At 37.3% G+C, this 22,789-nt stretch carries 17 protein-coding genes and 2 pseudogenes; 6 read left to right on the top strand and 13 right to left on the bottom strand.

From position 1 onward, the window contains the following. Positions 1-43: 43 nt before the first annotated feature. Both aceA and ACFPYN_RS15395 read right to left on the bottom strand, forming a co-directional pair. Entirely contained in the window at positions 44-1,351 is a 1,308-nt protein-coding gene (gene aceA / locus ACFPYN_RS15400; RefSeq protein ID WP_377735379.1) for an isocitrate lyase, read from the bottom strand. Between the two features lie 405 nt (positions 1,352-1,756). Further along, complete coding sequence (locus ACFPYN_RS15395; RefSeq protein ID WP_377735378.1) at positions 1,757-3,922, bottom strand: malate synthase G; 2,166 nt, start codon at positions 3,920-3,922, stop codon at positions 1,757-1,759. Between the two features lie 551 nt (positions 3,923-4,473). Between ACFPYN_RS15395 and ACFPYN_RS15390 the strand changes: the two genes are divergently transcribed. From ACFPYN_RS15390 to ACFPYN_RS15380, 3 genes and pseudogenes are all read left to right on the top strand, one after another. Then, entirely contained in the window at positions 4,474-4,620 is a 147-nt protein-coding gene (locus tag ACFPYN_RS15390) for a hypothetical protein (protein WP_377735377.1), read from the top strand. Positions 4,621-4,638: 18 nt separating this feature from the next. Continuing rightward, positions 4,639-4,977: pseudogene (locus ACFPYN_RS15385) on the top strand (YhcN/YlaJ family sporulation lipoprotein); the annotation flags it as partial. A gap of 165 nt (positions 4,978-5,142) precedes the next feature. Continuing rightward, positions 5,143-6,426 carry an S-adenosylmethionine decarboxylase related protein gene (locus tag ACFPYN_RS15380; protein ID WP_377735376.1) on the top strand — a complete coding sequence of 428 codons (1,284 nt, stop codon included), beginning with the start codon at positions 5,143-5,145 and terminating at the stop codon, positions 6,424-6,426. Positions 6,427-6,454: 28 nt separating this feature from the next. Here ACFPYN_RS15380 and ACFPYN_RS15375 read toward each other — a convergent pair whose 3' ends face one another. The 3 genes from ACFPYN_RS15375 to ACFPYN_RS15365 form a co-directional block, all read right to left on the bottom strand. Continuing rightward, the gene (locus tag ACFPYN_RS15375; RefSeq protein ID WP_377735375.1) at positions 6,455-6,637 is read right to left on the bottom strand and encodes a hypothetical protein; all 183 of its coding nucleotides are present in this window, start codon (positions 6,635-6,637) and stop codon (positions 6,455-6,457) included. Between the two features lie 65 nt (positions 6,638-6,702). Next, positions 6,703-7,230, bottom strand: a complete 528-nt coding sequence (lepB, locus tag ACFPYN_RS15370) for a signal peptidase I (protein ID WP_377735374.1) — start codon at positions 7,228-7,230, stop codon at positions 6,703-6,705. Between the two features lie 16 nt (positions 7,231-7,246). Further along, the gene (locus ACFPYN_RS15365; RefSeq protein WP_377735373.1) at positions 7,247-7,891 is read right to left on the bottom strand and encodes an alpha/beta hydrolase; all 645 of its coding nucleotides are present in this window, start codon (positions 7,889-7,891) and stop codon (positions 7,247-7,249) included. Positions 7,892-8,128: 237 nt separating this feature from the next. Between ACFPYN_RS15365 and ACFPYN_RS15360 the strand changes: the two are divergent. Both ACFPYN_RS15360 and ACFPYN_RS15355 read left to right on the top strand, forming a co-directional pair. Beyond that, positions 8,129-8,967, top strand: a pseudogene (locus ACFPYN_RS15360) (alpha/beta fold hydrolase). A 404-nt stretch (positions 8,968-9,371) separates the two neighbouring features. Further along, positions 9,372-9,527, top strand: coding sequence for a hypothetical protein (locus tag ACFPYN_RS15355; RefSeq protein WP_377735372.1), 156 nt, complete (start codon positions 9,372-9,374; stop codon positions 9,525-9,527). 60 nt (positions 9,528-9,587) lie between these two features. Here ACFPYN_RS15355 and ilvD read toward each other — a convergent pair whose 3' ends face one another. Further along, on the bottom strand, positions 9,588-11,273 hold the full coding sequence (gene ilvD / locus ACFPYN_RS15350; RefSeq protein ID WP_377735371.1) for a dihydroxy-acid dehydratase: 1,686 nt from the start codon (positions 11,271-11,273) through the stop codon (positions 9,588-9,590). A 310-nt stretch (positions 11,274-11,583) separates the two neighbouring features. On the opposite strand from ilvD, the gene ACFPYN_RS15345 reads away from it, so the two are divergent. Further along, the gene (locus ACFPYN_RS15345) at positions 11,584-12,708 is read left to right on the top strand and encodes a branched-chain amino acid aminotransferase (RefSeq protein WP_377735370.1); all 1,125 of its coding nucleotides are present in this window, start codon (positions 11,584-11,586) and stop codon (positions 12,706-12,708) included. A 404-nt stretch (positions 12,709-13,112) separates the two neighbouring features. Here ACFPYN_RS15345 and ACFPYN_RS15340 read toward each other — a convergent pair whose 3' ends face one another. The 7 genes from ACFPYN_RS15340 to ACFPYN_RS15310 form a co-directional block, all read right to left on the bottom strand. Continuing rightward, the gene (locus tag ACFPYN_RS15340) at positions 13,113-14,972 is read right to left on the bottom strand and encodes an ABC transporter ATP-binding protein (protein ID WP_377735369.1); all 1,860 of its coding nucleotides are present in this window, start codon (positions 14,970-14,972) and stop codon (positions 13,113-13,115) included. Continuing rightward, complete coding sequence (locus ACFPYN_RS15335) at positions 14,969-16,693, bottom strand: ABC transporter ATP-binding protein (protein ID WP_377735368.1); 1,725 nt, start codon at positions 16,691-16,693, stop codon at positions 14,969-14,971. Before ACFPYN_RS15335 ends, ACFPYN_RS15340 begins: the two co-directional genes overlap by 4 nt. Further along, entirely contained in the window at positions 16,690-17,151 is a 462-nt protein-coding gene (locus ACFPYN_RS15330) for a MarR family winged helix-turn-helix transcriptional regulator (RefSeq protein WP_377735367.1), read from the bottom strand. The genes ACFPYN_RS15335 and ACFPYN_RS15330 overlap by 4 nt, the downstream gene beginning before the upstream one ends. Before the next feature lie 206 nt (positions 17,152-17,357). Then, complete coding sequence (locus ACFPYN_RS15325) at positions 17,358-19,250, bottom strand: hypothetical protein (RefSeq protein ID WP_377735366.1); 1,893 nt, start codon at positions 19,248-19,250, stop codon at positions 17,358-17,360. A 293-nt stretch (positions 19,251-19,543) separates the two neighbouring features. Next, positions 19,544-19,690 carry a hypothetical protein gene (locus ACFPYN_RS15320; RefSeq protein WP_377735365.1) on the bottom strand — a complete coding sequence of 49 codons (147 nt, stop codon included), beginning with the start codon at positions 19,688-19,690 and terminating at the stop codon, positions 19,544-19,546. A gap of 308 nt (positions 19,691-19,998) precedes the next feature. Beyond that, positions 19,999-21,402 carry a decarboxylating NADP(+)-dependent phosphogluconate dehydrogenase gene (gnd, locus tag ACFPYN_RS15315; RefSeq protein ID WP_377735364.1) on the bottom strand — a complete coding sequence of 468 codons (1,404 nt, stop codon included), beginning with the start codon at positions 21,400-21,402 and terminating at the stop codon, positions 19,999-20,001. Between the two features lie 18 nt (positions 21,403-21,420). Then, positions 21,421-22,770 carry a GntP family permease gene (locus tag ACFPYN_RS15310; RefSeq protein WP_377735363.1) on the bottom strand — a complete coding sequence of 450 codons (1,350 nt, stop codon included), beginning with the start codon at positions 22,768-22,770 and terminating at the stop codon, positions 21,421-21,423. Between the last annotated feature and the right edge of the window lie 19 nt (positions 22,771-22,789).

Below are 22,789 nucleotides of genomic sequence, written 5' to 3'. Positions count from 1 at the left end.
GTGGCTAAGTGCCACTGGGTTTTGTCATAGTCTAATTTAGCTTTCATTTAGCTTCTGTTGCTGCTACTTCCACTTGTTGAAACTGTTCCGCTTCCGTTGATCCAGACAAGGCTGTTGTAGACGATGTTCCACCTGAAATAACGAGTGAAACTTCATCGAAGTAACCAGTTCCGACCTCACGCTGATGTCGGGTGGCTGTATAGCCATCTTGTTCAGCTGCGAACTCCGCTTCTTGTAACTCAGAATAGGCTGCCATGCCACGTTCTTTATAGCCTTTCGCAAGTTCGAACATCCCGTAATTCAATACATGGAAGCCAGCAAGTGTAACGAATTGGAATTTGTAGCCCATCTTCCCAAGCTCTTGTTGGAAGCTTGCAATTGTTTCTTCATCCAGTTTCTTTTTCCAATTGAATGAAGGTGAGCAGTTATATGCAAGCAGTTTGCCAGGGAATTTCGCATGAATGGCTTCAGCAAATTTTCTAGCTTCATCAATATTCGGTTCAGACGTTTCACACCAAATCAAGTCGGCATAAGGTGCATAAGCTAAACCTCGAGAGATAGCTTGATCGATGCCGTCATTCGTATGATAGAAACCTTCTGGCGTGCGTTGCCCTGTAATAAATGAATGATCATATGGATCCACATCGCTCGTAATTAGATTAGCTGCATTTGCATCTGTACGCGCAATAATTACGGTTGGTACACCCATTACGTCAGCTGCTAATCTTGCAGCAATCAGATTGCGGATGGCAGTTTGAGTAGGAAGTAATACTTTGCCTCCTAGGTGACCACATTTCTTTTCAGAGGAAAGTTGGTCTTCTAAATGCACTCCACCTGCTCCCGCTTCAATCATCGCTTTAGTTAATTCAAATACATTCAGTGTTCCACCAAACCCAGCTTCCATATCCGCTACAATGGGGGCATACCAATATGTATCGCCCTTACCCTCCGCTTGCTGAATTTGATCAGCACGTTGCAATGTTTGATTAATTCGTTTCACCACTTGTGGTACGCTATTGCTTGGATATAAGCTTTGGTCTGGATACATATGCCCTGAAAGATTGGCATCTGCAGCTACTTGCCAACCACTCAAGTAAATGGCTTTTAATCCCGCTTTTACTTGTTGCATCGCTTGATTTCCAGTCAGTGCGCCAAGTGCATTTACATAGTCTTCTGTATTCACAAGAACCCATAGTCTGTTAGCACCTAAAGTAGCCAGTGTTTGTTCAACTACGATTGAACCTCTTAATTTGATAACCTCTTCAGCTGTATACGGTCGTTCTACACCATTCCAACGATCCTCACTCCAACTTTTCGTTAATGCTTCAGCTTGCTGTTTGCGATTTCCCATTTTTTCAATCTCCCCTTTAATTTTATTGTATTAATACACATACACATTATACTCCTGTTATATAACAGATAGACCAAAAAAATTTAATCGATATCTGCACAACACTGAATGCACTCTTTGAAACTAGTAAAATCTTGCCCGCATGTTAGACATGTATTCAGTAGTCTTATGTCACTCTTCGAATTGAAAAACACTCCTTGTGAATCATCTTTTGAATTGAATTCTCTTTTTTTCTCCTGCATGTAAATCCCTCCATTTTTTTGTTTTTTTTTATTAAGCCACGTTATAGAATGCTGTTGATGCTCGACACCAACAAGAATGTAGTTTTCATACTTGTTGGCTCATATGGAACGAGTTGCTAGCGCAAATTGATGTTAAACAACAACTTCTTACAAAAGCCATGGTCTAATTTTTTGCATACAAGCGATTCTTAAACTCTTGACGACGACGATGTAAAATAGGCTCAGTGTAACCATTTGGTTGGTTTTTACCTTGAAAAATAAGTTCACAAGCTGCTTGGAAAGCAATCGAGCGATCAAAATCTGAAGACATAGGTTGATATAATGGATCTTCACTGTTTTGTTCATCCACGACTTTGGCCATTTTCTTTAACGTTTCCAGTAGTTGATTGTCTGTGCAAATCCCGTGGTGAAGCCAATTTGTCATATGCTGGCTTGAAATCCGCAACGTAGCCCGATCTTCCATTAACCCTACATTATGAATATCAGGCACTTTTGAACAACCTATACCATGCTCAACCCACCGAACCACATATCCTAGTAACCCTTGTGCATTATTGTCGAGCTCTCGTTGGATATCATTTGCAGACCATTTTTCAGTGGATATTGGTAATGTTAAGATGTCCGCATTTCTGTCTAGAGTCTCCTGCTTCAAGATTTCTTGAACTGCTGTTACTGACACTTGATGATAATGCAGAGCATGCAAAGTTGCTGCCGTTGGGGATGGTACCCATGCTGTATTTCCTCCAGCTTTCAAATGGCCCACTTTTTGCTCCATCATATCCTTCATACGATCAGGCATTGCCCACATCCCTTTACCAATTTGGGCACGACCTGGTAGACCACAATTTAATCCTGTATCAACATTTGATTTTTCATAAGCTTGTAGCCATTTTGAATCTTTCATTTCATTTTTCCGAATGACAGGACCCGCTAGCATTGAGGTATGAATTTCGTCACCCGTTCGATCCAAAAAGCCTGTATTAATAAAAACAATTCGGTTTTTTACTTCACGGATACAGTTTTCAAGATTAAGAGAAGTTCTTCGCTCTTCATCCATAACCCCAATTTTTAACGTATAGCGTTCTAGCCCAAGTAAATCTTCCACTCGATTAAACAGTTCATTGGCAAATGCTACTTCAGCTGATCCATGCATTTTGGGTTTCACAATATACACAGAACCCTTTTCAGAGTTGCGTATATCGCCTTTTCCTAAGAGGTCATGCTTTGCAAGTAAACTCGTCATGACTGTATCTATGATTCCTTCTGGTACTTCTTGATTCTGCTGATCTAGTATCATATTCGATGTCATTAAGTGACCCACATTGCGTACAAGCAACAGCGAACGACCACGTAATGTCAGTTCTCCTCCACTTACCGTTTGATACTTTCTATCCGTGTTTAATGTTCGCACGACTTCACGTTGACCTTTTTTAAATGTTGCCTGTAGAGTTCCGTTCATCAAACCAAGCCAATTTTGATAGACGATTACTTTGTCTTCTGCATCAACCGCAGTTACTGAATCCTCACAATCCATAATTGTCGATATAGCCGACTCAATTAGTAAGTCTTTTATTCCTGCTTGATCAGTCATGCCAATTGGATGTTGTCGATCAAATTGGATTTCTACATGCAACCCATTGTTTTGAAGGAGAATCGCAGTTGGCGAAGATGGGTCTCCAGTGAATCCGATAAATTTTGATGTAGTACTTAAAACGGTTTGATTCGTTCCTTGAACAACGACAAGTTGATTTTGTTCAATTCGATATTGTGTTGAAGTAGCGTGTGAGCCATTTTCTAATGGTGCAATTTGATCTAAAAAATGACGGGCATAATCAACAACTTTCTTGCCTCTTAGTGGATTGTAAGTAGTTCCTCTTTCAGCACCATGTTGTTCTTCGATTACATCAGTTCCATAAAGTGCATCATATAAACTTCCCCATCGGGCATTAGCTGCATTAAGTGCATAACGAGCATTATTAACTGGCACGACTAGCTGAGGTCCTGCTTGAATGGCAACTTCATCATCAACATTTGAAGTTGTAATGTTAAACGGCTCCTCAGTTGGTTCCCAGTACCCAATGTCTCTTAAAAACACTTCATATTCCACTCGATTTTCTGACCAGTCATTATGCTCATGCCACTGATCAATCTTTTCTTGAAGCAGATTTCTTTGCCTTAACAGGTCTCTGTTTTTTGGAACCATATCTACAATTAGTTGACTGAACCCCTTCCAGAAATCCTCATTGGAAACATTACTGCCTGGTAAAGCTTCGTCTTCAACAAACCGATAAAATTCATTGGCAATTTTTAAATCGTTACGTTCAATCACTTTATCGCCCCTTAGTTGTTATATAACAGTTACTATATCTTACATTGTATTACAACACAATACTTTTTGTGAAAAATTTAAAAAGAATTTTAATTATTCTCATAACTGAGTCAATTTCATAAATGCTTGTGATAAATGATACACGAATAGTTGAAGTGTATTGCTTTGAATTTCTTAAAAATCTCGGTCATTTGATTGGAACGGAAGGCGGCGATTATAGTCAAAAAATTGTGTTCAGGTGTGCCCCCGCTGAGAGCGTCCTCCCCAAAAGGGTATCGACACAATATCAGATTTTAGAATATTGTAATTCCAGACTGCTTAACGAATTATAAAATTGACTCAACTGTCTTTAAAGATGGATTGTTCTATCATAAAAATAGCAATCATTGAAATAGTTGGGTTTTAAAATAACTAGTCAACACAGCAAATAATCGGTTTAAACATTCAATGCTACAAGGGTAATCAGTAATACTTTTGAATATGAAATGAATAAAATAAATGTTTATGTACAATGCTAATACATCAGCCAAACCTAGGAGGAATCGAAAATCATGAAAAAAATATGGATGTTACTTTCAGCTACACTTCTATTTATTGCATTAACGGGATGTGGCAATAGAGAAGACAATGATACTGCTACCAACACGGAAAAAAATGACGAAGTCGAGCAAAAAGATGATACTCAAGCAAAAGATTAAGAGAGTTTAGAGCTTGCTGATGAAGCTTCGGGTAAGATTGATGAATTAGAAGAAGTAGATAGCTCCACCGTTATCATTACAGAGAACAACGCATATGTAGCAGTTGTGTTAAACAAAAACTCAGATGGATCCGAAATAGCAGAGGGTTCAGATGAACTTGAACAAATTGAAGAAAAAATAGGAGAACAAGTAAGAGAGACAAACGACACCGTGGATAACGTTTATGTCTCTGTAAATCCCGATTTCGTCAGTCGTATGAACGAATATCGTGATAAGGTTGATCAAGGTGAACCTGTTGAAGGATTATTTGAAGAATTTGGTGAACTTACTCAACGAATATTCCCTGACGCTAAATAACCCCACTCCCTGTTTATACTAATACGAAATCCTATAGAAACGAAAAACCTACACATAGTTGTAGGTTTTTTCGTTTCTATAGCAATCATTCATTTTTAATAAACTACCTATAGCATTCCTCTTTTATTACATAGATTATGTATAAAACTAAAAAGAGGTTTTGTAATGAATCAAAATAAAATTATTATAACAATACTTGGTAGTGCAGGTGGTGTGGCGAACGGAATACTATCTATCTTAAATACCTCCGCACAAGATGCGAAAGATCCAATTCATCGTCAAGTGAATAATTGCATCATACATTTAATCGACAATCAACAGAAAGACGTATCGATCTATTCATTATCTTATCCACATATACAAGATAAATTTATTTACCATGAATTCGATTTAAAAGACACTACGCATTTTACTAATCATCTAATACAAACCCAGACATCCATTGTCATCGACCTTTCCTGGGCAGACACAATCGAGATGATTCACTGTTGCGATCAACTTGGCATCAGCTATGTCAATACCGCATTAGAGAATACGATGATTGACGAAAATGAAGAACTCTATGAAGGATTTGGCTTATTAGAAAGGTTAAGGCAACTAGAAAAACATAAAGACAAAATTTTAAATTCAACAGCTATTATCGGGTCGGGAATGAATCCAGGTGTTGTGCAATGGATGGCTCTTGAACTTTTAAAGACAGATTCAACAGAAAATCAACCCATTGGTTGTTATATCGTAGAGCATGACAACTCGTTTTATAAGAAAAAGCAATTTGCTAAGAAGAACGTCATCTATACCACATGGGCACCCGAATGTTTCCTAGATGAAGCTATACTGGGCTATCCAATGTTTATGAAGCACAAGAACCCCCTCTTCTTATATGAAAAAGTCTATGATCTTGAATTCAAGGTAACATTAGGCAACATAAAATTTCATGGTTGTTTAATGGCACATGAAGAAGTGTATACGCTAGGCAAACTATTTGATATGGAAGGCGGATTCTTGTACAAAGTGAATGACCATACAACTAATTTGATTCGTAGCAATTTAGATGATGTGGATAAATTGTGGAATTTTGAGAAGAAGGTACTGGACCCGCAAGATGCAGCTTTGGATGGGGAGGATTTAGTAGGTGTCCTACTCGTATATTCAGACAAAGAACGATACATGTATAATGTGTTGAGCAATGAAGCCACCTTTTCTAAATACAAAACAAATGCCACTTACTTTCAAGTAGCTTGTGGCGTATATGCTTCTCTTTCTGTATTGCTTTTAGATCAATTACCAAAAGGTGCTTATTATGTCGATGAACTGTTGTTGAAAACTGAAAACAACTACGGAAAGTATTTAACATACTATATGACTGATTTTATCACTGGAGAAAATGAACAGACAGATGGCCTGTTGCACAATCGAATGAAAAATCATCGTGAAACAGAAACGGAATAAATGTGAATTGAGGAGATAGAACTATTGCTCAAAGAACTTGGCTTTTGCTATTTGTTCTTTCCATAAAATAAAACGCAATGGCTGCAATAAAAAGTCCAGTATTTAACCACATAGCTATACCATTCCATCTCCCGTCAAAAAGAGTGATATTGGAAAGCGTAATGAAATGCATAATGGCAATTAGAATTAATAATCCAGTTGACGTTTTCATGTTTCCCCTCCATTGTTTGAGGATAATTATTTAATGTTGCTTGTCAAAATCACAAAAGGCTCATGTTATTCGAGTGTACCAAATTCAGTAAAAGGGAAAAATCGAAACTTTACTTCACCCACTATTGCATCTTCTGTGATAAATCCGATTTCTCGGCTGTCACTGCTTTTCTTTCGATTATCTCCCATTACATATAATGCCCCTTCAGGAACTGTCACCTTAAAATCGTCAGTTAATTGTTCTTGTGTTGAGAGCATTTCTTTATTCTCTTGTAAGTAAGGTTCATCGTATATGATGTTATTAATATGTAAAACATCATCCTGCACTTCGACGATATCTCCTGGGAGTCCGATGACTCGTTTTATATAATCTTCATTTGAAACTGGAGAATGGAAGACGATCATATCAAAGCGCTCAACCTTGCTCATTTTGGAAACAATAATTCGGTTATTATCTTCAAAAGTAGGCATCATAGACTTCCCCTCAACCTTTACTGGCGCTAAAATAAATTCACGGCAAATAAAAGCGATGGCTAAACCTAACAAAACCGCTTTAACCCAAGACCACACTTCCTTTTTACTGCTTTCACTCATAAGAATATCCCCTCAACTAAACAACAAATTCTTGAATATCTTTTATAACTTCTTTCAATATATCGATAGATTCAACCATATTGTGGTCGTACTCCAAACTATGGTTAACATTTGGAAGCAACTTCGCCACGAGATTTGATTTGTTTTTTAATTGATCGAATCTCTCTTCAACATAACAGCGGTCGTTGTCTCCGATAATACATAATCCTCGATTTTCATTATTTACCATTGCTGCAAAAACATCGTCTCGATGTAGTAATGGAGTTAACCAAATCGCATGAGCTTCTCTAAAAATGGCCCGATTTAATTCCGAACTCATCGCAATGGTACCAAGTGACTTACCTACAAAATAAAATTTCTCATAAGATATATCTGTTAAAACCTTATCCAACACTGTTCTTACATCATGTTTAATAGCTTCACTTAGCTCTTCTTTACTGAATTCATTATAGGCTTTATCGTTGTATCGATAATTAACCTGTAGTACATCAAAGGAGTGATCTAAGAAAATCTCTTGTGAATAATGAAACGCAGGGCTTTGAACGGAATACGCGGCGCCAGGTAAAAATACAACTAAATTCTTTGAGTTCTCTTCTTCACTTACTAAAGAAAACGGCACTTGCATATCTCTATATCCCACAACCATACCTGTGCTTTTCAATTTAAACTCCTCCAATTTCTTTATTATACATAATATCCCAATGAGTTTTCAACTAAAAAATGGATATATTTAGAATTTTATAATTTCACCTGCACTTTAACTTAGTTTAACGTATAATTGTAATAAAATGGCATAATGGATGAGAACAAAAGAATTACCATCTCCACACAGAAAAGACTACTGAATTTAAACAGATCTAACCTTTCTTCAAAATTTAGAGCAATCAGGAGGATAAATATGTGGACTCAACATTTTATTGAAACGCAAAGAGGTTCTTTTGAATTTTTTGTGAAAGGATCAGGCGAACCTATCTGTGTAACCCACCTATATAGTGCCTTCAATTCAAATGGAAATACTTTCGCTAACTCATTTACGAATCAATACTCAGTCTATCTCGTTAATTTACGAGGAGCTGGGAATTCGGTAAAATCATTACATAAAAATGATTTATGTATGGAGGAATCAATCAAAGATTTGGATGCCATTCGTGAAGCTCTTCATTTTAAAAAATGGGCATTTGCAGGTCATTCCACTGGAGGTATGTTAGGGCTCGTTTACGCGATTCAATTACCACAATCACTCAGTGAAATCGTCATTGGTGGAGCTGCAGCTTCAAACGAGTATATGAATCACCTTGACAGCATCTATTGTAAAGAAAATCCTCATAACGAACGACTGCTAGAAATATTTGGTCTATTAAATAATCCTCACACACCTACAGACATAAAAAGAGCAGTTGGACGTGAATGGACCGAAATGTCAATTTATCAACCTGAAAAGTATGACCAATATTTTAATGTACCTAATAGTGGAAGTGTCGTATCAGCTAGACTTGATTATTATTCTTATACAGAACTTCCTACCTATGATTTAACTGCATACCTCTCCACTTTACGATACCAACTACAGTCTATTGTGGGGAACATGATGCACAATGTCCTCTTGTCTTTTCAAAACAAATTGCCTATGCCATTCCTAATGCAAAACTGATCATATTCACCGACAGTAACCACTTCCCGTTTACAGAAGAACCCGACAAGTTTGCATGCATGGTTAACAATTTGATTAAATCCTAAACTATAGGAAAATCAGAAACGGGTTAGGTAGTCGAATATGAAATGACCTGAATATACATCCTTAATAATAAGGTGAGTTGTTGCAATGAAAAATGGTCGTGATGGTGGTTTTATATATTGGAAGTTGAATTATAAAAAGAAATTAATTAGAACTTTATGGATGGTACCTGTAACTATTTTTTTAACCATACAAATGTTAATGTCGGGGATGCTAGTCAACCTACCTTAATTCTGGTTACAGCATTATTTGTCATACTTATTGTTCAATTACTCTACACATATGTTAAATGAAAAAATGAAATTCAAACTGAAGGAAATTAAGCGAGCTAACTTAATCAAAGTGGAATGTCTTTTTTATTCAAGTAAGAAGTAGCTTCTTATATAGCAGTGGAAGTAGGGATATTTTGAACAACATGGTTTTGTATTGGAGACTTTTCTTTATACTTGTTTTGGTTTGTTTATATTTAACAGATGTTATTGAGAAATCACTATTTTTCGCAGTTATTCTAGGTATCATTTTCTTTCAAGGTATTCCTTGGCTCTATGAAAAAATGAAATAAAGGAGCTTGGATAAAAATCTCCAAGCTCCTTTATGATTTTTCTAGAATCCACTGCAGTAACTATCTATTTAAAAAATCCGTAACCGCGCCTTTTGATGAACATGAAACATTGTGAGCATATTTCCCGAGTACACCTTTTTTATAAAGTGGAGGGGCTACCCATTGTTTCTGTCTCTCTTCAAGTACGGCATCTGATACATCTACGGAAATCTCTTGTTTGTCAGAATCAATCGTGATGATATCGCCTTCTATCAATAACGCAATAGGTCCTCCAACTTGGGCTTCCGGCGCAATATGGCCAACTACCAGCCCGTGCGTTCCACCAGAGAATCTACCATCAGTTATGAGGGCAACTTTTTCACCCATACCTTTTCCGACAAGAATGGCCGATATGGACAACATTTCAGGCATTCCTGGACCACCTTTTGGACCTACATAGCGGATGACTAAAACATCCCCTTCGTTAATTTCATTGGCCATAACTGCAGCTGTTGCTGCTTTTTCTGTATTAAAAACTCGAGCTGGTCCCGTATGTTGTTTTACTTTTACGCCAGATACTTTTGCTACTGCACCGCTAGGAGACAAATTACCTTTTATAACAATCAGTGGTCCATCTTCTCTATATGGCTTATCAAACGGTAAAATGACTTGCTGTCCTTCTGTCAGACTTGGTGCATCCTTCAAGTTTTCAGCCATTGTTTTACCGGTAACGGTCATGCAGTCTCCATGAAGATAGCCAGCTTCTAACAACGCTTTCATCACGGCTTGAACCCCGCCAGCCCTGTGCAAATCTTCCATGACGTATTTACCACTTGGCTTCAGATCAGCAATATGAGGTGTTTTCTTTTGAATTCGGTTAAAATCATCAATGTCTAAATCCACTTCAATGGCGTGTGCAATGGACAGTAGATGCAGAACAGCATTCGTTGAACCGCCAAGAGCCATAACAACGGTAATTGCATTTTCAAAAGCTTCTTTTGTCATAATATCTTTCGGATAAATCTCTTTCTCTAGCAAGTTATAAACAGCAGCTCCAGCAGCGGCACAATCTTGTAGCTTTAACTCGGACTCTGCAGGATTCGAAGAACTGCCTGGGAGACTAATACCCATGGCCTCTGCAGCAGATGCCATCGTATTTGCTGTATACATCCCACCGCAAGAACCCGCTCCAGGACATGCATTGCATTCGATTTTCCGAAGTGTATCATCACTTATGTCTCCATTATTATGACGACCAACGCCTTCAAAAACGGAAACAATATCAATATTTTCACCATTATGTATACCTGGAGAAATGGTTCCTCCATAAACAAATACCGATGGCACATCTGCATTCGCAATTGCGATTAAACAGCCAGGAATATTTTTATCACAGCCTCCAATTGCCACGAGTCCATCGAGACTCTCTGCTCCGACTACCGTTTCAATAGAATCTGCGATAACATCCCGGCTAGGCAATGAATAACGCATACCTTCCGTTCCCATAGAAATGCCATCCGATACTGTGATTGTATTAAAGATAAACGGTACGCCGCCCGCTTCCCTAGCACCTTTTTTGGCACTGACAGCTAAATCATGAATATGTATATTACACGGTGTTACTTCACTCCAAGTGCTAGCGACACCAATCATCGGCTTCTTAAAATCTTCATCTGTTACACCCACTGCTCTTAACATGGCACGATTTGGAGCCTTCATCGCGCCCTCACTAAATACCTTACTATTAATCCTCAAATCCTTTTTCATACAGCATCCTGTCCTTTCGTTTTTTCCATTATAAAGGTATTTTCCTATAATTCAATTAATTTAAAATTTAATTTTCACATGTGGGTTTCATGAAAAACAGTTCTTTTTAACTAAATTTTCTTATTTCACTCGAATTAATCATTTTTATCTTTGTTTTAACAAGTTTTTACTCAGAAAGAATCCAGCAAAAACTTGTCCATTTTATTTCAAAAAAATTTTTTGTGAAAATATTCTGAAAAGATGTATAATACAGTTTAACTATTGTGGGTTATCTGAATCCCCGTAATTACAAAAACAAGGAGATGGCACTATGACGACTTACAATATTAATGTAACTTTAAGCACTGCGAAAAAGGAAAAACCGCAAGCTGAGAAACTGCAATTCGGTAAAACATTTACCGATCATATGTTTATATTGGATTATTCAGTTGACATCGGTTGGCATGACGCCCGTATCATTCCATATCAAAATATTTCATTAGATCCTGCATCAGCTATTTTCCACTACGGACAGTCGGTTTTCGAAGGCTTAAAGGCATATTTGACAAAAAAAGAGCAAGTACTATTATTCAGACCTGATCAAAACTTTAAGAGATTTAATCAATCAAATGATCGTTTATGCATTCCTCATATTGATGAAGATCTTGCATTACAAGCACTAAAGCAGCTCATTCAAGTTGATCGTGAATGGATTCCTAAAGCAGCAGATACCTCTTTATATATTCGCCCATTTATCATTTCAACTGAAAGCTATTTAGGCGTAGCACCATCTACACATTATCAATTCATTATTATCCTGTCTCCTGTAGGCTCATATTACAAAGAGGGACTTTCACCTATTAAGATTTCTGTTGAAAATGAATTTGTTCGCGCAGTTGCAGGTGGCACCGGAACAGCAAAAACGGGTGGTAACTATGCCTCTAGTTTAAAAGCACAACAACAATCTGGTGAAAAAGGTTATTCTCAAGTTCTATGGCTTGATGGTGTTGAGCGTAAATATATTGAAGAAGTCGGCAGTATGAATATCTTCTTTAAAATTGACGGAGAAGTAGTGACTCCTATGATAAACGGCAGTATTTTAGAAGGAATTACACGTAAATCTATTCTTCAATTACTCCGCTATTGGGGCGTACCGGTAACAGAACGTCGTATTTCAATTGATGAAATTAAGCAAGCCTACGTAGATGGGAAACTCGAAGAAGCATTCGGTACAGGTACAGCAGCTGTGATTGCACCCGTTGGCGAATTATTCTGGAACAATGAAAAAATGACCATTAATAATGGACAAACGGGCGAAGTCTCCCAAAAATTGTACGACACATTAACAGGGATTCAAACAGGAGCACTAGAAGATCCATTCGGTTGGGTTGTAGAAGTGCCTAGCATTAAGTACTTTAGTCCAATCGAATCTCAGGACATGATAGAAATTCCATAAAATCAAATAAAAAGACGTTCTATTTCCTTTTGGAAATGGAGCGTCTTTTTTGAATTTATCTATTAGGCTCATACTTCGTTCAGTCACTAAGAATATCTCGATTCCAAGTTGGCTACCTTATTTCCCTAATTCGCGCTCATATTTTCCAACTGAGCATGCACTCATCAATAATCCCATCAGTAAAACCCACCAATCGGCAGCGGCTGGGGCCATTCAAGTTTTTTAGTCAATTAGAAGTTTACGTCTATTCTTATAAGATTCAAACCTTATTACTGCTATTGGCTCGAACTACAGAAAGATTCGCATAATAATCACTTATCCAAATTAGTTACACGTTCATACTTAGATAAAAAAGAATCTAGCAACTGTTTCGTTGCTAGATTCTCGTTATTCCACATAGACATTTATCCCGCTACTTTTTCAGTGAATTGGCTATTATAAAGATCCGCGTAAAAACCATCTTTCTCTATAAGTTCTGAATGTGTACCCTGCTCAATCAATTGACCTTGATCCATCACGAGAATCAAATCAGCGTCTTTAATGGTCGATAAACGATGGGCAATAACAAAACTAGTTCGCCCTTCCATTAAGCGGTTCATTGCCTTCTGTATAAAGACTTCGGTCCGCGTATCCACGCTCGACGTTGCTTCATCCAAAATCATAATTGGCGGATCAGCTAGAACTGCTCGCGCGATGGTCAGAAGCTGCTTTTGTCCTTGAGAAATATTTGATGCTTCTTCGTTTAAGACTGTGTCATAGCTATCTGGTAGTGTTCGAATGAAGTGATCAGCATGAGCTGTGCGTGCAGCTTCGAAAATTTCTTCGTCTGTTGCACCATTTTTCCCATAAGCGATATTGTCTTTAATCGTTCCATTAAAGAGCCAAGTATCTTGAAGGACCATCCCGAAATTCTTTCGAAGATCGCTTCGGGACATACCCCTTGTATCAAGCCCATCAATCTTAATTCTCCCACCTTTTAGTTCATAAAATCGCATCAAGAGGTTGATCATCGTTGTTTTCCCTGCACCAGTTGGTCCAACAATTGCGACCGTCTGTCCAGGTAATACTTCAACGTTCATATCTTGAATTAACAGGTCATCTCCATAGCCAAAGTCTACATGCTCGAATGTAACGGAACCTTCTGCTCGATTTAATCTAACCGATGTCGATTCTTTTATTTCTTCTTGTTCATCGAGCAATTCAAAGACACGTTCAGCTGCAGCAACTGTTGATTGAATAATATTTGCGATGTTCGCAGTTTGTGTAATTGGTTGAGTGAACTGTTTTGAATACGTAATAAATGCTTGAATATCACCTATTGAGATAGCGCGTTGCGTGACTAATATTCCTCCAACGACGCTAATTAGAACATAGCTCAAGTTCCCGATAAAAAACATCATAGGCATGATAATTCCCGAAATAAACTGAGCTTTGCTACCCGCTTTATACAATTCTTCATTGACCTCATCAAACTGGGCACCAGACTTTTTCTCATGTCCAAATACTTTCACAATTTGATGGCCCGTATACATTTCTTCAATATGCCCGTTTAACTCACCCAGTGTGCGTTGTTGATCAGCAAAATGTTTTTGGGACCTTTTCAATATAGGTTTAATGGCAAAAATGGATACCGGTAAACTGACAATTGAGATTAGCGTCAATAAAGGGCTTATGGATAACATCATAATGATGATTCCTACAATGGTGATGATGGATGTGATGAACTGCGTTAAGCTTTGCTGCAATGTACTACCAATTGTATCGATGTCATTGGTCATCCGGCTTAGTGTATCTCCATTTGAGCGGCCATCAAAAAATTGCAAAGGCAGTTTCTCCAGTTTTTGATTTACATCTTCTCGAAGATCAAACACCGTATCTTGTGCAACACTAGACATAATATATTGTTGAACGTAATTGAAAAGACTGCTTAAGACATACAATCCAGCAAGTATTAGAAGAATCTGTCCAATTTTATCAAAATTAATGGCGGCTCCAGGTGTTCCCTGAAATTTCCCGTAAGCTCCTTCAAATAATTCTGTAATGGCCGTTCCCATAATTTTCGGTCCAGCTATCATAAATAAGGTACTTAAGATTGCAGCAAAAAATACAGCGATCAATTGGTTCTGACGCGGCTTTAAGTAGGACAAAAGACGTCTCAAAGTCCCTTTGAAATCTTTAGCTTTTTGTCCCATCATCATCATGTTACCGCCACCAGGCCCCCCCATCGGTCCAGCGCTTTGAGGTGGTTTTTTCAGCTTGCTCATGCTATTTCCTCCTCTGAAAGCTGTGATAGGGCGATTTCACGGTACACATCATTTGAGTTAAGCAACTCTTGATGCGTACCCATACCTACTATATTGCCTTCATCCAATACAATAATTCGGTCAGCGTCGACGACCGTACTGACACGCTGTGCAACGAGTAATACAGTCGCATTTTTTGTTTCATCTTTTAGTGCAGCACGAAGTTTGGCATCTGTCTTGAAATCAAGTGCTGAAAAACTATCATCGAATATATACACATCCGGCTTTCGAATGAGTGCTCTAGCTATCGAAAGTCGCTGCTTTTGTCCTCCAGACAAGTTCGAACCGCCTTGTTCGATCTCTGAATTGTAGCCGTCGTCCATTCTAGTAATAAAGTCTTCTGCCTGCGCAATACGAGCCGCATGCTCAATTTCATTGTGTGAAGCGTCTTGCTTTCCAAAGAGAATATTATCAGCAATAGTTCCAGTAAATAGTATGGATTTTTGTGGCACGAAGCCAAGCTTTGAACGGACCTCATCTTGTGAGACCTTACGAATATCAACACCATTCACACGAATGATACCACTTGAAATTTCATAAAAGCGAGGTATCAAATTGACTAGTGTTGATTTCCCTGACCCTGTTCCACCAATGATTGCCGTGATTTCTCCAGCACGTGCAGTAAAACTAATATCGGATAATGCAGGTTTTTCTGCTCCTGGATAACTGAAGGAAACATGTTCAAATTCAAGCGTACCTTTTTCAAGATTCGCCTTTTCTGTCCCTTCGTCTTGAAATGATGGTTTCATATCAAGCACTTCATTTATCCGTTTTGCAGAAACTGCTGCACGGGGAACCATCACGAACATCATGGACGCCATAACGAGTGCAAACATAATTTGCATAACATATTGGATAAATGCCATTAAATCCCCAATCTGCATACCACCGTTATCAATTCGTATGCCTCCAAACCAAATAATACCAACAACCGTCAAGTTCATGACGAGCATCATAACAGGCATTAGAAATGCCATAATTTTATTTACTTTGATTGAGACATCCGTTAATTCTCTATTTGCTTGCTTAAGTCGTATTTTCTCTTCATCTTCACGGTTAAATGCACGAACAACTCGAATGCCTGTGAGATTCTCTCGTAAAACAAGATTCAAACGATCCAAACGTTTTTGTACTGTTTGAAAAAGAGGCACCCCTTTCTTCAGGATAAGGAGTATGGTACCTATCAATACAGGCATTGTGAATAGAATCACCAGTGATAGTTTTGCATCTTTCGATACTGCCATGATGAGTCCGCCGGCTAACATAATTGGTGCGCTGACAACCATACGTAGCATCATAATAACTACTTGTTGAACTTGAGTAATGTCATTAGTAGTTCGTGTAATAAGTGAAGCAGTTCCCACTTCGTCAAATTCTTGTAATGAGAATTTACCCACATGATTAAAGACTTTCTTACGGATATCGCGTCCAAGTCCCATAGCAGCTTTAGAAGAATAATAGCTTGCAATAATGGAAGCTATCGCGCCAATTATAGAAATCAACAACATAAACCCGCCAAGTTTCCAAATGTATGGAATATCTCCAGTTACCACACCATTGTCAATGATATCGGCCATTAGGGTGGGCAGAAAAAGGTCCGCCATTGATTGAATAAAAACAAGACCAATAACGGCTAAAACAAACCATTTATAGACCGATAAATTTTTCAGTAATTTAATCATTTCGTGCACTCCCCTAGATCTGGAACTTCAGTCTCCAAATACGTTGTAATTTGGTGATGTGTTCCAAGCAGTTCCTCAAATTGGCTTCCACTCAGTACTTCAACTGCCGATTGTAATACTTGATGAATACCACCATCTTGCAAATGAATCATTTTAATAAGTTCTAGTCCTTTTTCAGTAACTGACAACATGATCTCCCGTCGATTGCCTTCAACTTGTTGACGATTAAGCATGCCTTCTCGAACGAGCCCATCGACCGCTTGACTAAGGGTACTCTTGGGAATAAATGTCCTTTCACCTAAGTTCTTTTGGGTCATTTTCTTTGTTTGTTTCATTACCATCAAAATAGAATATTGTGGAACTGATAATCCATTTTCGACCGCAGACTTTTGGACAAGCCTCATCAAATTCTTCTGCACATTCCAAAATGAATGTAATAATTGTGTTGATTTCATCATGTTTTCATTGTCCAATTGCACGTCACCGTTCTTTCCTATTCGAACAGTTCCAAAACGAACAGTCCTTATTAAGTCTATTAAAAATACATCTTTTTTCCTACTTAGTCAATCTGGAAGTTTTAAACGATATTCAATCAAAACAAAAGCCTATCTCACCATTTTCTTATTAATGGTGAGATAGGCTTTTATAGACACTCTTCTAATCGTTATTTTTTAAAAAATTGTATTGGTTTTTTTGAAATTCCATGCGCAATTGTATTGAAACAATAGATTAATAGCATAAAGGTAAGTAATGGAGGAATAATCATCCAAAATTGTTTTGTCATAAAAACTTCTCTTGAGATAGCAATCATTCCTGAAAGCTCATAGATTTCCGGTATTCCATAAATTGAACCTCCAACTAAAATGGATAAAATCCCTAAATGTACAAACATTTGAAGAACTTGTACAATATGTTGTGTCCAGAGTAAAAGAATCTTTGGCCATAATTGAGGATTAATGTGTTTGATCAAAATCCAAATTAACGATCCTCCCATTACTACGGAACTTTGAACATATTCTTTTTTTAATGTTTCATTCATTTCATTCCCAATGGAACTTGTTGTTACTGGTAGAACGACTAAGGACATAATCATAATTTGTAAAATCAATCGCTCACTTAGTGTCGTTTCCCATACGCCAGTAATGTTCCTAAGTATTGGAACTAGTAAAATATAAGTTAGTAGTGTTAATGGTAAAAAATGCATACCATCCGCAATGGAATTAATGGCTAATCTTAATTTATTATTTATAAAAAACACATAAAATATTGCAAATAAATAACCCGTTACAATTCTTATTGTTGCAATGATTAACGTGATTAGGATTGTATATTTGATACCTACTATTAATTGTTGAAGTATTGAATAACCAAATGCATCTGTTCCAAATAGAATGTCAGAAGAAGGAGGATGCGGAGATATACTTACCATTTTTCCTTCATCATTGTAAATGTAATTGATTTGATCTATTTTGTCGTCGAATATAATGAAATACAAAAAACTAGTTAATAAAAGCCCCAATAGAATCAAAATTGGAATCTTAATAGTTAAGTGTTTAAAAAAATTTGCCCTTACCCTTTTCAAGGGTTCTGATATTCCACTTCTAGATTGATTATTTCTAAAGATATTTATAGATTTCATTTGCTGAATGTTCAACATGGATAAATTGAAATTATTGAAAATCACATTTCTTTCTATTTGCTCTCTATTCACGATACGTTCTACTACTGTATAGAAGAGGAAGAACGGAGTAAATATTGATAAAAGAATAAAAGTTGTACCCCTTGGACTGAAATCAGCCATTAAATAATAAAGAATTCCATTGATGCCAAAAAGGTATTCAATGATTAACAGGGAAGATAAACTGAGCCAAACAATTGACTTAGATTGGTAAAATAAACTTTTCAACACATTAGAAGTACAATGGTTCAGTAAAACTTCGAAATTACTTAATCCCTTAGACCTTGCCAACTCAACATAGGATTTTCCCCACTCCTCTTCAAATAACAAGATAAAGAGCTTGAAAAGTAACAGAGTAGGTAGAATTGATAAACAAAGAATAGGAGCGATATATACCAAGTTATCTCCCAAACTATAAAATTGTAAAATAAGAATATCGGTTTTTAAATAAACTTGGACAACTACAATTTGAATAAGAAATATAAATGAGAAATCTGGAAATGACTCAAGAATTTTTGCTAGTTGCAGAAGAATTTTCTTAATAAACCCCTTAGATAAAAGTGTAATAAATGACAGAACGAATGAAATGATAAGAGATAAAAGTAGAGAAGTAACCAAAATCATCATTGAGTATACATAAGGCCCTTTTAAATAATCAAGAAAAGACACATTTATTGTTTTTTGAGTAGTGAATACTATGAAGCGTAAATGCCATTCAGAGGGGTTAAAGAAAACTTTTACAACCCCCAAGAAAGTTGTGAAAAACAACTGGAGATCGAAGGAGCCGTTAAGTGTAAAGAGAATAGGTGTACAGCTTATTAAAACAATCCCAATTATTCCAGATATATATTTTAACAATGTGGTTGTGAATATTTTCAAAAGAGTCCTCCTGTCCGTTAATTTAATGGGATTCATTAATTCCCATCACACGGATTCCCATTAATTAGCCTCACATTCTTTCGATGTTCATATGTATTAAGAAAAGTTTATATATGTGATACGTTTGAATATTCTAAAAGTTTCAATTATCTTCCATTTTAACCTTTAATCTAGAAAACTAATAAAATAAGGGTTATCAATTCGTATACGAATTGATAACCCTTATTTTATTAAATGAACTTTTAAACACCCATTAGCCTCTAGAGTGCCCATATTTAATAGTAGGCACTACTTTATGAAGGTGAAGGTGGTGGTGGTGTCTCGTCTAGGCCTGCCATATTATCATAAGCAACTAGCGTAACTCCAATCCTTGCTTCAAGTTCGCTAATTTCTTGTAACTGTTCACTGTCGAGTTGTGCCAGTTTATTTTCATCTATCATATCAAACATCCTTCCTTTTAAGATTAATATGCCCATCACGAAAAAGAATATACAAAGAAACTGTCATGGGTATACTAGTTGCCCTAATCTCTGTGGCGAAGGCTTAATATTTCAATAAGTTACCTAGGGCGAGATATGTATATGTCATAGTCACGATATAATGCAGTGTAGTCACGATATACGTCTCACTAGTCACGATATATCTCCGTGCCGCATGATCTCAAAGAAATAATTTCTTATCTTTATAAAAAAGACCCTCCAAAAGTTCACATGAACTCTCGAAAGGTCTTATCTGATTTTATATTAGCTTATTTCCAATTCGTATGGAAAGAACCTTCAATATCAGTACGCTCATACGTATGTGCACCAAAATAATCACGTTGTGCTTGTAATAGGTTGGCACTTGATTGACCTGTACGATAACTATCATAGTAAGTAAGTGCAGCACTTAACGCAGGAGATGACAAACCAGACATCATACTTTCTGCTACTACTTTTCTCATTCCTACTTGATATTCCTTCGTTTTTTCAACAAAGGTTGGAGCAATCAATAAATTAGCTAATGTCTCCTGTGCTTGATACGCTTCGCTAATCGTGTTTAAGAACTCCGCGCGAATAATACACCCACCACGGAAAATAAGAGCGATTTCTTGTAATGGCAAGTTCCAACCATTAAGTTCAGAGGTTATTTTATATTGAGTAAACCCTTGTGCATAAGCACAGATTTTTCCCATATATAATCCTTGTCGCACATACTCAATCCAAGATGAGCGATCCAAATCCTCAAGATGAGCTTTTGGTCCAGCCAATATTTCAGCTGCATGAACCCGCTCGCCTTTTACATGCGATAGATAACGAGCAAACAACGATTCGGTAATAATTGATACCGGAATTCCATTATCGATTGCTTGAATGCTTGTCCATTTACCTGTACCGTTTTGACCAGTTTTATCAAGGATTACGTCCACAAGTGGTTGGCCTGTTTTGTCGTCCATTTTTCTTAAGATATCTGCTGTGATTTCAATCAGATAACTTTTCAGTTCCCCTTGATTCCACTCTTCAAAAATATCAGCAATTTCATGTAACGGAAGATGCAGTCTTTCTTTCAAGAAAGTATAGGCTTCTGCAATGAGTTGCATATCAGCATACTCAATTCCGTTATGCACCATTTTCACAAAATGTCCTGCACCTTTAGGACCCATGTACGCACAGCAAGGGGTTCCTTCTACTTGAGCAGCAATCTTCGTGAAAATAGGTGCCACCTTGTTATACACTTCTTGTTCTCCACCGATCATGATCGAAGGACCTTTCAAAGCTCCTTCTTCTCCACCAGAAACACCAATACCTAAATAATCAATTCCTTGCATCTTCAGTTCATCATATCTACGGGCAGTGTCTTGGTAATTTGAATTCCCACCGTCCATGATAATGTCGCCTGACTCAAGATGAGGAACTAGCGATTGAATAACTGCATCGACCACTGGACCAGCTGTGACCATGACAAAGATTTTTCTTGGAGATTGTAAAGACTGCACGAAATCCTCAAGAGTATAGTAAGGATACATTTCTTCATGATCATTTTTTTGCATAAGTAAGTCTGTTAAATCTCTCGTGTAATTATAAACAGAAACTTTTTCACCTTTACTCGCCATGTTTAATGCGATACTGCTTCCCATTACACCTAAGCCTAAAACACCTATCGTGTTACTCATATAACTTCAAACTCCTTTTTAAACGACTAAACTTAATAATAGTATAAACCCAAGACCAGCAACAGAAATAATCGTTTCAAGCAATGTCCAAGTTGCAAATGTTTCTTTCATTGTTAAGCCGAAAAACTCTTTAAACATCCAGAAGCCTGCATCATTCACATGTGAAGCAATCAAACTTCCTGCTCCAGTTGCCAGTACGACTAAAGCCAAGTTAACGTCTGTTGCTGCACCTAATAAAGGAATAACCAAACCAGCTGTAGTTAAAGCAGCCACTGTAGCTGAACCTAAAGCGATACGTAAGATAGCGGCGATCGTCCAAGCAAGGATGATCGGTGAGAGTGTCGTGTCGCTAAATAATTCGGCAACGTAGTCACCAACTCCACCATCAATAAGTACTTGTTTGAAAGCTCCACCACCACCGATAATCAGTAGCATCATACCAATACTTGCAATTGCTTTCGTACACGTATTCATAACTGTTTTCATCGGGATATTTCTTGCTAATCCCATTGTATATACAGCAAGTAATAAAGACAACAACATAGCCGTTGAAGCATTACCTACAAAACGAACAACTTCGAAAATCACATTATCATCAATAGCATTTGTTTTTTGAATCATTGTAATAATCGTTGCTATTGCCATTAAAATAACTGGGAACATAGCTGTAAATACACTGATACCAAAACCAGGTGTATCTTCAATTTTAAACGTTTTTTGTTCTCCTAAAGAAGCAATGTCTCCTGTACGAGTGAATGAATCAGGTACAAGTTTTTTAGCAAGTTTCGTAAATAAAGGACCCGCTATGATTACGATTGGAATAGCAATAATAAATCCGTAAAGTAAAACTTCCCCAATATTAGCTCCGTACTCTCCAGCGATTACTGTAGGACCCGGGTGAGGTGGTAAGAAACCATGTGTCACTGATAGCGCAGCGGCCATCGGAATTCCTAAGTATAAAATAGACACTCGTAATTGTTTTGAAATCGAAAATACAATCGGAATTAATAATACTAATCCTACTTCAAAGAACAACGCAACACCAATAATAAATGATGCAACGACAACAGCCCATTGAATATTTTTTTCACCGAACTTGTCGATTAGGGTCATCGCAATACGCTGCGCGCCTCCAGAATCAGCAATTAAACTACCTAACATTGCACCTAGACCAAATATTAATGCTAAATGGCCCAGTGTTCCGCCTAATCCAGCTTCAATTGAACCAACAATGCTATCTAGTGGCATACCTAAAGCTAAAGCAACAATAAAAGAGACAATAATTAATGAAACAAACGTATTTAATTTGAACCCCATGATTAAAACAAGTAACGCGACAATTCCAATCGCGACAATAACTAACGGCATGACAATTCCCCCAAAATTA

Source organism: Paenisporosarcina macmurdoensis (assembly GCF_042658845.1).
GTDB classification, from domain to species: Bacteria; Bacillota; Bacilli; order Bacillales_A; family Planococcaceae; genus Paenisporosarcina; species Paenisporosarcina macmurdoensis.
Note: the sequence above shows the minus strand (reverse complement) of the source record. Positions and strands in the feature narration are given on the sequence as shown.